Annotated in this window: 13 protein-coding genes and 2 tRNA genes; 13 read left to right on the top strand and 2 right to left on the bottom strand. The window is 71.7% G+C overall.

What is annotated here, in order from left to right; translation table 11 throughout:
* Positions 1–438, top strand: a 438-nt coding sequence (locus IEY93_RS10870; protein ID WP_229691037.1) for a hypothetical protein, incomplete at its 5' end; no start/stop codon positions are given.
* Positions 439–627: 189 nt separating this feature from the next.
* On the opposite strand, the gene IEY93_RS10865 is transcribed toward IEY93_RS10870, so the two are convergent.
* Positions 628–900, bottom strand: a complete 273-nt coding sequence (locus IEY93_RS10865; RefSeq protein ID WP_203968247.1) for a phosphatase PAP2 family protein — start codon at positions 898–900, stop codon at positions 628–630.
* A 101-nt stretch (positions 901–1001) separates the two neighbouring features.
* Positions 1002–1955, bottom strand: a complete 954-nt coding sequence (locus tag IEY93_RS10860) for a TolB-like translocation protein (protein ID WP_189162870.1) — start codon at positions 1953–1955, stop codon at positions 1002–1004.
* Positions 1956–2324: 369 nt separating this feature from the next.
* Between IEY93_RS10860 and IEY93_RS10855 the strand changes: the two genes are divergently transcribed.
* From IEY93_RS10855 to IEY93_RS10800, 12 genes are all read left to right on the top strand, one after another.
* Positions 2325–3818 carry an alkaline phosphatase PhoX gene (locus IEY93_RS10855; protein WP_229691036.1) on the top strand — a complete coding sequence of 498 codons (1494 nt, stop codon included), beginning with the start codon at positions 2325–2327 and terminating at the stop codon, positions 3816–3818.
* A gap of 361 nt (positions 3819–4179) precedes the next feature.
* Positions 4180–4758, top strand: a complete 579-nt coding sequence (locus IEY93_RS10850) for a MarR family winged helix-turn-helix transcriptional regulator (RefSeq protein WP_189162869.1) — start codon at positions 4180–4182, stop codon at positions 4756–4758.
* Positions 4755–7409, top strand: a complete 2655-nt coding sequence (locus IEY93_RS10845; RefSeq protein ID WP_203968248.1) for an MFS transporter — start codon at positions 4755–4757, stop codon at positions 7407–7409. The genes IEY93_RS10850 and IEY93_RS10845 overlap by 4 nt, the downstream gene beginning before the upstream one ends.
* Entirely contained in the window at positions 7406–8299 is an 894-nt protein-coding gene (locus tag IEY93_RS10840; RefSeq protein ID WP_189162868.1) for a YceI family protein, read from the top strand. The genes IEY93_RS10845 and IEY93_RS10840 overlap by 4 nt, the downstream gene beginning before the upstream one ends.
* A 13-nt stretch (positions 8300–8312) precedes the next feature.
* Positions 8313–8834, top strand: a complete 522-nt coding sequence (locus IEY93_RS10835; RefSeq protein WP_189162867.1) for a MarR family winged helix-turn-helix transcriptional regulator — start codon at positions 8313–8315, stop codon at positions 8832–8834.
* Positions 8835–9026: 192 nt separating this feature from the next.
* Positions 9027–9245, top strand: coding sequence for a transposase (locus tag IEY93_RS10830; RefSeq protein WP_189162866.1), 219 nt, complete (start codon positions 9027–9029; stop codon positions 9243–9245).
* Between the two features lie 261 nt (positions 9246–9506).
* A tRNA-Thr gene (locus IEY93_RS10825) sits at positions 9507–9579 on the top strand.
* 216 nt (positions 9580–9795) lie between these two features.
* Positions 9796–9869: transfer RNA gene (locus IEY93_RS10820), tRNA-Met, on the top strand.
* Positions 9870–9946: 77 nt separating this feature from the next.
* Positions 9947–10111: a 50S ribosomal protein L33 gene (gene rpmG, locus IEY93_RS10815; protein ID WP_189162865.1), complete on the top strand. Its 165-nt coding sequence runs from the start codon at positions 9947–9949 to the stop codon at positions 10109–10111.
* A 421-nt stretch (positions 10112–10532) separates the two neighbouring features.
* On the top strand, positions 10533–10982 hold the full coding sequence (locus IEY93_RS10810) for a MaoC family dehydratase N-terminal domain-containing protein (RefSeq protein ID WP_189162864.1): 450 nt from the start codon (positions 10533–10535) through the stop codon (positions 10980–10982).
* 3 nt (positions 10983–10985) lie between these two features.
* Positions 10986–11414 (top strand): MaoC family dehydratase, encoded by a 429-nt coding sequence (locus IEY93_RS10805; protein ID WP_189162863.1) that lies wholly within the window; start codon positions 10986–10988, stop codon positions 11412–11414.
* A 60-nt stretch (positions 11415–11474) separates the two neighbouring features.
* Positions 11475–12635, top strand: coding sequence for a glycosyltransferase family 2 protein (locus tag IEY93_RS10800; protein ID WP_189162862.1), 1161 nt, complete (start codon positions 11475–11477; stop codon positions 12633–12635).
* Positions 12636–12733 lie beyond the last annotated feature (98 nt).

The following is a 12733-nucleotide window of genomic DNA, read 5'->3' as shown; positions in this document are numbered from 1 at the left end:
GTGGACGTTCGTCAGGGGTCCGGGGCTTGGGGAACCGTGCATGCCGACAAGGCCGACGTCAACGGTGTGAACACCGAATGGGTGCAAGGGAGAAGCTCCGACGACGGGAAGATCACCTTCCCTAAAGCAGGGCTGAACGTGTACCGAGATGGGACCCAGGAGTGGGGGACCATGGCGGCCGACAAGGCCGACGTGAACAGCGTGATCACCCACGAGGTCCGCGGGTCGCGCGATGGCCAGGGGTACATCCAGTTCCTGGACAAGGACAAGGGCGTGCGGATATTCGGTGGTGTGTCCGCCGGTTGGATACGAGGACTCAACGATGACGAGGCATGGATCCGGTTCAACGAAGAGGGCATTTGGGTGCTCAAGCACCGGAACGGCAAGCGTGAGAGCGCGAACGTGACCTGCTCGACGGTCAATGAGCGGCCGGCATGATCACGTTGTGATCAGCGCTTTCGGCGGATGACGGGGACAGGGGCAGGGTGCTCCACCTTGCCCCTGTCCCTGCTCTTCTCCGGCAGGCGAGACGACGGCAACGGCTGATCGGCGGCGAAAGGAAGGTGAAGTCCCTCGGCGGGATACGGCCGGCTCGGACCGCCCAACGCCGGCGCCTGGCCGCCGGTCTCAGGGAGTTCTTCTCGTGCTCCAGCTCCGCGAATGCTGATTCCGGGCGCGGCGGCGCTCGGTCAGGTGGGTCCAGGCTGAGGCGACGGTGATGGAGACGATCAGCAAGGTGGCGCTTCCGGCGAGGTCGAGGACGTAGTGGTTGCCCGTGGTGAGCACGACCGCGACCATGCCCAGCGGGAAGAGCCACGCCGCCCGCGCCAGTCGGGGATGGGAGACGCGCAGCGCGTACCAGACGGCGTACGCGCACCACAATGACCACCCCGTGTGCACTAACGCCCCCGCTCCCAGCGGTCAGGCCGCCACGGCCGGGTGCGGGATTGCGCGTACGGCTTCCTGCTCACGCCGCCGAGCCTTGAGGGCCATGCGGAGGTTCACCGGACGACGTGCAGGAGGGCCTGGGTGCGGGCGGCGGCGGGCTCGGCGAGGCGCTGGAGTCGCTTGCCGGACGCGCTGAGGACGACCAGCGTGTTGTGGGTGGCGCCGGCGACGCGGACCACGAGGCGGCCGTCGGGAAGGTAGAGGGCGCCGACGAGCCGGCCGGAGACGGGGATGGGCACCTGCGCGCCGGTGGCCGTGTCGATGATCGTCGGGCGGTACCAGGTGGGCCAGGCGCCGTCGCCTCCCGGCTCGCGGGGGGACAGCGTGCGCACCACGACCCGCCTGCCGTCGGGCGACAGGCTCTGCACGTGGTTGCTCAGCTTGACGCCCTTGACCTTGACCGAGCGGCCGGTCGTGAGGTCGAGGCGGAAGACACCTTCGGTGGTTCCGGCGTATCCGGCCAGGTAGCGCCCGTTGGCGGACCAGGCCAGGTGGCAGGTGCCGGTGGTGCTGCCGGCCACGCGCTTGCCGGTGCCGCGGGCGTTCACGATGACCACGGGCAGGGCGTCGGCGGTGCCGCGGGACGGGAACGCGATCTTGGTGGAGTCGGGGGACCAGACCGGGGTGAGGCACGGGATGCCGGCGGGGGCGCCCTTGGCGATGGTGGTGGGCTTGGCCCCGGCGGCCACCTGCACCTGGCCGCCGGCGGTGACCCAGGCGACCTTCTCGCCGTCCGGGGACGCGCTGAACTGCGCGGTGTCCGGCGCCACGCCGAGCCGGGTGAAGCCCTTCGCCGGGGTGTAGCGGGTCACGGCGTACCCGCGGTCGTACCGGGCGTAGACGGCCACGCCGGTGAGCGGCCGGGCGCTCGTGCCGGCCGGGGCGGTGGCGTGCGCCGTGGCCGGTACGGCGGTGGCCGCCGAGGCGGCGTCGGCGGACGCGGAGGCTGCGAGCGGCGCGAGAAGGACCGCGGCGCTGACCGTCGCGAGTGGCAGGCGATGCTTCATGGGACCCCCGTCGTGGATCATGCGAACGAATCGGCCGGTGCCGAGGTTGCTTCGTTGGACGCGGGAAGACGCGGCGGAGTTCGCATGGAGAAGGTGATCTCTGCGCGAGGTGCCCCCGTTCCAAGGAGACCTCGGGTCGCGGAAGCGGTCTCCCCGCGTGTGCGGCGGTGTGGGGGGTTGAGGAGCGGGGGTGTCGCTGGTTGGCTGGAATGGAAGAGCGCCGGCCCGCCCATCGGCTGTGACCAAAGGGGTGTACGGGACGTTAGCGATGGCTTAACCGCAACGTTCGTATTGCGGGAGGAAGCGTTCATATCTAGAGGCTTGGGTCCACTATGACCACCCCGCCACGTGACTGGAAAAGGTGTTTTCATGACCTCCTCGATGTCTCGCCACGAGACGCCGGGCGCCGAGACGGAGGCCTCGGAGCGCGGCCTGTCCCGCCGTGACCTGTTCCGCGCCGGAGCGGTGGGCGGCCTCGGCATCGCCGTCGCCGGAAGCCTTGAGACGATCGCCGGCCCCGCGGCCTTCGCACAGACCGGTGCCCAGGGCACCGCGGGGTACGGCGCCGTCGTCGCCGACCCGGCCGGCATCCTCGCGCTGCCGCGTGGCTTCTCGTACAAGATCGTGGCGGAGGCCGGCAAGACCCTGCTGGAGACCGGCGAGCCGACCCCGAGCGACGCCGACGGCACCGGGTGCTTCCGTGGCCCCCACGGGTTCGTCCTGGTGAACAACCACGAGATCGGCGGCACCGAGCCCTATGGCGTGCCCGCGCTTGCCGGCCTCACCTACGACCCGGGCGCCAGGGGCGGCACGACCAACATCGAGGTCGACAAGAACGGGAACCGCGTCCGCGAGTACGTCAGCGTGGCGGGCACCCACAACAACTGCGCCGGTGGCGTGACGCCGTGGGGCACCTGGCTGACCTGCGAGGAGACCGAGCAGCGCAAGGGCGGCGCCTTCGAGAAGGACCACGGGTACGTCTTCGAGGTGGACCCGTTCGACCGCGAGGCCAACAAGAACCCGGTGCCGCTGAAGTACCTCGGCCGCTACTCGCACGAGGCCGTCGCCGTCGACCCGGCCACCGCGGCGATCTACCTGACCGAGGACGCGAGCGGCCCGAACGGCCTGTACTTCCGCTGGACCCCGCCGCGCGGCTTCCGCGCCGGCAAGGGTGCGCTGCGCAGGCTCGCCCTCGGCCCGAACGGCGACACCGCGGGCAAGCTGGAGGCGATGAGCTGCTACAAGGGCGGCAAGCACATCGCCGACCTGTCCGAGGCCACCCAGCCCGGCACGCGGTACAAGGTCACGTGGGTCGAGGTCCCCGACCGCGACGCCACGACCACCTCGGTGCGCAAGCAGTTCACCGACGACCAGATCACCCGCAGCCGCAAGCTGGAGGGCGCCTGGTGGGCCGAGGACGGTGCGTACTTCGTCGCGAGCTACGCCCGCAACGACGACGGCAGCGTCAACGAGCACGACGGCCAGGTCTGGTTCTACGACCCCAGGTCCGAGACCGTCACCCTCAAGACCATCTTCGGGGTGAACCCCGACCCGGAGGCGGACACGAACTATGACGGCCCGGACAACATCACCGTCTCGCCGTACGGCGGCGTGATCCTGGCCGAGGACGGCGAGGGCGTCTCCCACCTGGTCGGTGTGACCAAGCAGGGCACCCCGTACCCGATGGCGCGCAACGAGATGAACGACAGCGAGTTCACCGGCCCGGTGTTCAGCCAGGACGGCAAGATCCTGTTCGCGAACATCCAGTCGCCGGGCTACGTGTTCGCGATCACCGGGCCGTGGCGCCGTCCGTCCGACGCCGGCGGCCACCACCCGCACGACGGTGGCCACCCGCACCACTGAGCCGCGGCCGGCGGCTCCGCCACCCGCGGAGGCGCCGGATCCACGATCCACCGATCCCCCGGGCCGGCGGTCACCTGTCCGCCGGCCCGCTGATCCACCGGTCCGCTGATCCGGGACCTGGATCACCCTGACCGTCGGCCGCCCGGCCGGCCCACCGGCCGTCCGGTGCCGGTGGTCGCTTGTTCGGTGTGCCGCACACGGCGCCGTCCTCGCCCTCCACGGGCGAGGACGGCGCCGTTTTCGCATGTCGGGGCACCTCAGCCCGGACGCGGGCCCTCGCCGGGGAATAGTTGTATCCCTTGAAAGGTTGCCCTGGGCAATCATATATATTTGCCTAAGGCAACCAGATGGAGGAAGGGTCATGGCGTCGGAGGCCGACTGCGAGGAGCTGCTCGCCCGGCTGGGCGAGGTGGTGCCGATGCTCAAGGCGCTCAAGCGCGACCTGCCGTTCACCGGCCCGCGCGCCGGGCTCGGCCTGCTCGCGGTGCTGCGCCGCCAGGGCGACCTGCGCATGGGCGAGCTGGCCGAGTGCTCGGGAGTCGACCAGTCGGTCATCACCCGGCACGTCGCCGACCTCCAGGAACGCGGCTGGGCCGAGCGCGTGCCCAACCCCCGGGACGGGCGCTCCTGGTACGTGCGGCTCACCGCGGACGGCGAGCGCGTGATCGACGAGATGGCCGCCCACGCCAGGCGGGTCCTCGCCGTGACGCTGGACGACTGGACCGACCAGGACGTCACCGAGCTGTCCCGCCTGCTCGCCCGGCTGCGCGCCGGCTTCGACGCCCGCCCCGTCCGGCCAGGCCATCCCCATCACGACCGTCCCGGCCATCCCCGCCGCGACGGTCCCGGCCACCCCTACCTCGACGGTCCGGCACCGCCGGACGAGGACGGCTCCCCCCGACCGCTCCGTACTTCTCAGACACTGAAGGGAATTCGATGACCACCGCAGTACCGGCACAGACACGGGAGGCCGCCCCCGGTCCGGCCGAGCCCATGTCGCACAGACAGATTCTCGAAGCGCTGTCGGGACTGCTGCTCGGCCTCTTCGTGGCGATCCTGTCGTCCACGGTCGTGTCCAACGCGCTGCCCACGATCATCAACGATCTGCACGCGGACGAGACCACCTACACCTGGGTGATCACCGCCACCCTGCTCGCCACCACCGTCTCGACCCCCATCTGGGGCAAGCTCGCCGACCTGGTCAGCAAGAAGACCCTGGTCCAGCTCTCCCTGCTGATCTACATCGCCGGCTCCATCGTGGCCGGCCTCGCGCCGAACCCCGGCACGCTGATCGGCGCCCGGGTGATCCAGGGCCTCGGCGCCGGCGGTCTCACCGCCCTGGTCCAGGTGATCATGGCGGCGATCATCTCCCCGCGCGAGCGTGGCCGCTACTCCGGCTACCTCGGCGCGGTGTTCGCGCTGGCCACCATCGGCGGGCCGCTGATCGGCGGCGTGATCGTCGACACCTCGTGGCTCGGCTGGCGCTGGTGCTTCTACGTCGGCGTGCCGTTCGCCCTCATCGCGGTGCTCGTCCTGCAGAAGACCCTGCGCATCCCGGTGCACAAGCGTGAGGTCCGCATCGACTGGCTCGGCGCGACCCTGATCACCGCTGCGGTGTCGCTGCTGCTGGTGTGGGTCTCCTTCGCCGGCCACGACTACGACTGGGTGTCCTGGCAGACCGGCGCCATGGTCGGCGGTTCCCTGGTGCTGGCGCTGCTGTTCGTGCTGGTGGAGTCCAGGGCGGCCGAGCCGGTCGTCCCGCTGCGCCTGTTCCGCAACGGCTCCATCAGCCTCGCGGTGATCGGCAGCATGTTCGTCGGCATCGCGCTGTTCGGCGCGACGACCTTCCTCAGCCAGTACTTCCAGCTCGCCCGGGGCGAGACCCCGACGATGGCGGGCGTCATGACGCTGCCCATGATCCTCGGCCTCGCGCTGTCGTCGACCATCTCCGGGCAGATCATCACCCGCACCGGGCGGTGGAAGGTCTTCCTGGTCATCGGCACCCTGTTGCTCACCGCCGGAGTGGCCCTCATGGGCACGGTGCGGTACGACACCGACTACTGGCTGATGGCCGCCTACATGTTCCTCATCGGCGTGGGCGTCGGCATGACCCTGCAGAACCTCGTCCTGTCGGTGCAGAACCAGGTGCGGCCGCAGGAGCTCGGCGCGGCCAGCTCGGTCGTCGCCTTCTTCCGCACCCTCGGCGGCGCCATCGGTGTCGGCGCGCTCGGAGCCGTGCTCGGCCACCGCATCCTTGACTACCTCGCCGAGGGCCTGAAGGGCATCGGCGCCGGTGGCGCCGCCCTCGACAGCGGCACCATTCCCCGGCTCTCCGACCTGCCCACGCCCGTGCGGAGGGTCGTGCAGGACGCCTACGGGCACGGCATCGGCGACCTGTTCCTGTACGCGGCGCCGTTCGCGCTGCTGGCGCTCATCGCCGTCCTGTTCATCAAGGAGGTCCCGCTGCGCACCGCGAGCGGCGAGGAGCTGCGCGCGGCGGGCGCCGCACCGGCCCCGGCGGACTCCCCGGCCACGGCCGCGAGCGGCGCCAACGGCGCGGTGGCGGACCTCGCCGCGAACGGCGCGGTGACCACCGCGAGCGCGGCGAACGGCGCGATGGCCGGCGTGGCGGCGGCCGGGAACGGTGTGTCGTCCAGGACCGGGCGGCACGCGCAGCGGCCCGCGCCGTCGCCGGTGGCCGGCACACAGCCCGGCCTGACAGTGGGTGCTCATGCCGCCGAACCCACCGCGTTCGACGCCTTCGCGCCCGCCGCCGTGTCCGACGCCCCGGACACCTTCGCCGTCGACGGGACGGCCTTCGGCGCTCCCCAGGACGGGAGCGGGATCCAGGGCGTGATCCGCGGCGGCGACGGCGCCCCGGTGGGGCACGCCACGCTCACCCTGATCGACCTGCGCGGCCACCAGCTCGGCCGGGCGGTCACCCAGGCCGACGGCGCCTACAGCCTGTGGACGCCCGGGCCGGGCACCTACGTGCTGATCGCCTCGGCCGGCGAGCACGACCCGCAGGTGGCGACGCTCGCCGTCGGGGAGCGGCCGCTGGACTTCGACCTGGTGCTCGTCGGGTCGGGACGGCTGGCCGGCACGGTCCGCGACATGGACGGAGCCCCCGTCCAGCAGGCCATGGTCGTCGTGGCCGACGTACGCGGCGAGGTGGTCACCACCGGCGTCACCGGCCAGGACGGCGGCTTCGGCTTCACCGGCGTCGTCGCGGGCGACTACACGCTCGCGGTCAGCGCCGAGGGGTATCGCCCCGCCGCGGTGCCGGTCGCGGTCGGGACCGGCCTCACCACCCAGGACGTCGTGCTGCTGAACGGCGCCCGGGTCCGGGGGACCGTACGGGTCAAGGGCGGCGACCGGCCGCTGGCCGACGCCCGGGTCACCCTGGTCGACGCCGCGGGCAACGTGGTCGGCTCCGCGACCACCGGGGAGGACGGCGAGTACGCCTTCGCCGACCTGACCGGCGGCCAGTACACCGTCATCGCCACCGGGTACCCGCCGGTCGCGAGCACGGTGAACCTCACCGGTCAGGGCGACGACGCCCACGACGTGTGGCTCGGTCACCCCGAATGAGCGGCGAACGGAGCATCGCCGGTCCCGGTGCCACGGCCACCGGGACCGAACCCGGCCTGCGCGCCGTGGTCCGGGGCAAGGACGGCTGGGCGATCCGGCACGCCGTGCTCACCGTGACCGACGCCGCCGGGCGCCAGATCGCCCGTGCCGAGGTGGACTCCGAGGGCGCGGCGGCGACGCCGCCGCTGCCTCCCGGCGTCCACACGGTCGTGGTCACCGCGGTGGGGTACGCCCCCGCCGCGGCGACCGCGGTGGCGACCGCGTCCGGTGGCGCCGACCTCGGGGTGATCGTGCTCGCGCGGCAGGGCGGGGTGGAACTGCCGCCGCCCGGCCGCTGGACGATCGACCCGGCCCACTCGAAGGTCGCCGCCACCGCCCAGCACCTGGGACTGTCCAGCGTGCAGGGACGGTTCTCGGAGTTCAGCGGGCACATAGAGATCGGTGTCACGGCCGAGGCGTCGTCGGTGGTGGCCGAGATCGACGCGGCGTCGATCGGCACCGGCAACCGGACGCGCGACGACCATCTGCGCTCGGCCGACTTCCTCGACGTGGCCGCCCACCCGGTGATCTCGTTCCGCAGCACCGGGCTGTCGGCCGCCGGCCCGGACCGCTGGACGCTGCACGGCCTGCTCACGCTCGCCGGGGTCACCCGTCCGGTGGATCTCGCGCTGTCCTATCTCGGCACCGGGCCCGATCTGTGGGGCGGGCTGCGCGCGGCCTTCCGCGCGGTAACCGAACTGCGCCGGGAGGACTTCGCGATGAACTACAACCAGGTGGTCCAGGCCGGCATCGCGCTGATAGGAGCGACACTGAAAGTGGAGCTCGACGTACAGGCGGTACGGGACAATGATCTCGCGGGCGACACGGAGCCCGAAGGCACGGGGGCGTGAAGGGGGCGGCGAGATGAAGGCGGAGACGGGGGCGCCCGCGCCTGTCGAAGACGCGGACGCCTACTGCGAGCTGGAGGCCCAGCTCGGGCTGCTGCTGCGACGATCCCGGGCGCTGTCCGCCGAGGTGGGGCGCGCGGTGCACCCCGGCCTCGAGCCCGGCGCGTACACCCTCCTCGTCCGCATCAACGAGGCCGCTCCCGCCCGGCCGAGTGACCTCGCGGTGCACTTCGGCGTCGGCAAGGCCACGATGAGCCGGCAGATCAAGGTGCTGGAGGAGCTCGGCCTGATCGGCCGGCAGTCCGACCCGCTGGACGGCCGCGCCTGGCTGCTCGCCCTCACCGAGGAGGGCAAGGCCCGGCTCGACCGCGCCCGCCGGGCCCGCCAGCAGCGCTTCTTCGCCCTGCTGGGCGCCTGGCCGAAGGAGGACGTGCGGCTGCTGGCCGACATGCTCGCCCGCTTCAACGACCTCACGGCCACCTACACGGTCGGCGAGGTCCCCCCGCAGTCGCCTGTCCCGGCCCGCGAACGGGCCTGAGCCCCGCCGCGAAACCGGACGGGCGGGGGCGGGCTGCTGATTCCACCTGCCCGCGGCCGTCCGGGTGCTGCGCTTCCCGGGGTAGGGGGTTGGGTGGCGCATGGTGCAGGCGCGGCTGGGGTTGACTTTGGTGGCAGAGCGATTGCCGATACTTCAAGAAACGAAAGGTGATCAGGCATACTCTGTGCGGCTATGGAGACGCGCTGGGTCGGACCGGACGGGTACGAGATCACCGCCGCCACGCGCGGCGGCCACCAGGTGCTGCGCCTCCGGCGGTACGGCGAGCTGGTGGCCGACTGTTCCAGCGTGGACGAGCTGCGGGATTACGTGGATCTCGCGGACCTGTGCGAGGTCATCACCGTGCCGTTCGGCCTCCGTTCCGCGCGCCCCCGCACCGAGGCGCTGTCGTAGCCGTCCAGACCCAAGCCCGGAAAGCGCGCAGCGAGGCCGCACCACGCCCGCAGGCAGGTCGTTCTCCGGCTCGCCGGCCGTAGAAGTACGTGCGGCCGGGGGCGCTGCAGGCTCGGGGAAGTGGGCGTCCGGGGGCGGGGTGAGCAGGTGTGACGGCCGGGGGAGTCAGGGGCTGGTTCTGATTCGCGTAGCCCGGCGGGGGCGTGTATGGTTACACCTGTCCGAAGCGCGGAGCGGGAACGCGAAACGCACGCGAGACAGGCCCCTTTAGCTCAGTCGGCAGAGCGTCTCCATGGTAAGGAGAAGGTCTACGGTTCGATTCCGTAAAGGGGCTCGGCAGCGTAAACGCCCTCTCCTGGGAATCCAGGTGGGGCTTTTCGCTTGTTGATACCTGGCCGTGTTCACTCCGTGCCGGAAATAGGGGAAGTGCAGGGGTCCCGTGTTCCGGCATACTGGGAACACCCGGTCGAGATCGGACACGCGACCGCCATGCGCGATCGTCGTGCTGGTCGGGTATCCTTTCGAGGCCGGTCGAGTTCGCCGGTCGTGAGGCGGAGTAGCTCAGTCAGGCAGAGCAAGCGGCTCATAATCGCTGTGTCGCCGGTTCAAGTCCGGCCTCCGCTACTACCCTGCCGGGTTCCCTGCGAAGGTGACCTGGTGCGGGTTGTCCATGTGTCCCGAACGTAGAAAGGCACTCCCACGTGGCTGCCACCGACGTTAGGCCGAAGATCACGCTGGCCTGCCAGGAGTGCAAGCACCGCAACTACATCACGCGGAAGAACCGGCGCAACGACCCGGACCGGCTTGAGCTGAAGAAGTACTGCCCCAACTGCAAGACGCACCGTCCGCACCGCGAGACGCGCTAAGACCGACACCGCCCGCCGCGCCGTACGGCCGCGGCGGACGCCACCGTCACGCACGCTGACGTGCCCTGGGACGGTGCCCGCGAGGGCGGGGGGCCTTCGCGACCACACGTGTACTTTCACGCGTGACCGGCGTTCTCCAATGAGAGAACGCCGGTTTTGTCGCGTCCGGCGACCGATTCTTCCCGCCGTGTGCGGCAGGCGGCCGTGCTACCGGCGGATGTCCGGGCCTTCGGCCGGTGGCGTTTCCTGGGACACTTCTGCGGACGGCTCGCGCCCCGCGACCGGTTCGCCGAAGGTTGTTCTGTTACCGTCGGCCTGACGTGGACGTCCGCGTCGCCTCCCGCCGAGGTTCGCGGCGGCCCGGGGCACCCGCGGACGCCGTCCTGGTCAGCTTCGCGCACGTCGAAAGGGCACCGGCACGATGGCTTTGAACCGAGATTTCGTCGGACGGACATATCCGGCCGCCGGCACCTACGAGGTCGCCCGGGTGAAGATCAAGGAGTTCGCCGCCGCGATCGGCGACGACAACCCGATCTACCGCGACCCCGAGGCCGCGCGGGCCGCCGGGCACCCCGACGTCATCGCCCCGCCGACCTTCCCCATCGTGTTCACCCTCTCCGGTGCCGCCGAGGCGCTCGCCGACCCCGAGTTCGGTCTCAACTTCGCCATGGTCGTGCACGGCGAGCAGCGCTTCGAGTACACCCGCCCGATCTACGCGGGCGACGAACTGAAGTGCACCTCGACCATCTCGGAGATCCGCTCGGTCGGCCGCAACGAGCTCGTCACCGTGACCAGCGATGTGACCACCGTGCAGGGCGAGCCGGTCTGCCGGACGCACAACCTGCTGATCGAGCGCGGAGGGGCGGCGTAACCCATGACGGCGACCGTGAAGTACGACGAGGTCGAGGCCGGCCAGCAGATCCCGGCCGTCGACTACCGCGTCCACCGCGTGGACCTGGTGAAGTACGCCGGCGCGTCCGGTGACTTCAACCCGATCCACTGGAACGAGCGGCACGCCAAGGCCGTGGGCCTGCCCGACGTGATCGCGCACGGCATGTTCACCATGGCGCAGGCCGGCCGCTTCGTCACCGACTGGGCGGGCGACCCCGGGGCCGTGGTCGACTACGGCGTCCGGTTCTCCTCCATGGTGGTCGTCCCGGACAACGACGAGGGCGCGGTGATCACGGTCAGCGCGGTGGTCGAGGAGAAGCTCGACGGCAACCTCGTGGTCCTCGCGCTCACCGCCCGGTCCGGGGACTCCCGCGTGCTCTCCAAGGCCCGCGCGACCGTCCGCCTCGCCTAGCCGGCGTGCCGGGCGGGGCGGGGCTGAATGCTTCCGCCGCAGGTGGGTAGTGGGGCGAGCGTGACAGAGCCACCGAACCACGTGACCGGACTCGCCGAGCGGCGGGCCAAGGCCCGCGAGGCCCGCGACTACGCCGCGGCCGACAAACTGCGCCAGGAGATCGAGGACGAGGGCTGGCTGATCCGCGACGTGGCCGAGGGTTTCGCGCTGACCGTGAGGCCGCCGTTCACGATCTGGCCCACGGTCGCGTCGATCCCCGTCCCCGGCGGCGCCGGGGACACCGGGAGCGGTCGGCCCGGCCGGGAGCGGGCCGCCGAGGCCGTGGAGGAGAGGCACTCGCCCGCGCGTGAGCAGGCCGCCGGTGGCGCGGCCCGGACGCCCAACGTGGCCGACGGCACCGAGGGTGAGCCCGGCACCGAGAACGTGGTCGCCTCGCAGGTGCTGTGGGACGCCGCGCTCGCGACGTCCCGGCTGCAGGAGGCGATCAGCGCCGCTCCCGCCGCCGGGGAGCACGCCGAGGTCCCCTCGGGCCAGGTGAGCGTGGGCCTGCTCGTCGACGGCGGCCCGGCCGACGTGCGCAAGTGCGTGGACGCGCTGATCGCGCACACCACCGCCAAGATCCTCGTGCTGGACCTCGGCGACGTCGAGGGAGCCGGCAGCGTGCTGCACGAGCTGGCCGAGCGGCACCCCGAGCGCATCGAGGCATGGCACGTCGCCGAGACCCCGCACTGGCGCGGCGGCCCGGCCGGGTGGGGCGCCGCCCGTAACAAGCTGCTCGCGCTGGACTCTGCGGACGTCCACGTCGTCATGGAGACCTCCACGATCCTCGACGGCGACGCGATCACGCCGCTGGTCGCGGCGATCGAGGGCGACGTGGTCGCGGCCGGATGGAAGGGCGTCGATCCCGACGAGGGGGGCCGCGACTGGCACGAGGCGGGCCCGGGCCAGGTGCGCGGCCTGCTCGGCTACCTGTTCGCCGTCCGGCGGGACGCCGCGCTGGAGGCGGGTGGTTTCCCGGACAAGGCGCGCTACTACCGCAACGGCGATCTGGAGTTCTCGCTGGCGCTGCCGGGCACCCTGGTCGTCCCGCACGAGCGGCTCCCCGTCCACCAGGAGCGGCACCGCGGCTACCACGACGTGGACCCCGACTACCGCGACCGGGAGTCCCGCCGCACCTACGACCGGGTCCTGAACCTCCTGCGTTCCCACCCGGCCTCCTGACCGGCCCGGCCATCCCGACCCGGTCCACGAGGGTGGCCGGCCCATGGGTGATCGGCCATGCCGGGCCGGGTGACCTGGTTCCTCGGCCCGCACCCGAG

The sequence above is a fragment of the Sphaerisporangium melleum genome (genome assembly GCF_014646695.1).
Lineage (GTDB): Bacteria > Actinomycetota > Actinomycetes > Streptosporangiales > Streptosporangiaceae > Sphaerisporangium > Sphaerisporangium melleum.
The sequence above is the reverse complement of the archived record's forward strand: the minus strand, read 5'-3'. Positions and strand labels throughout refer to the sequence as shown.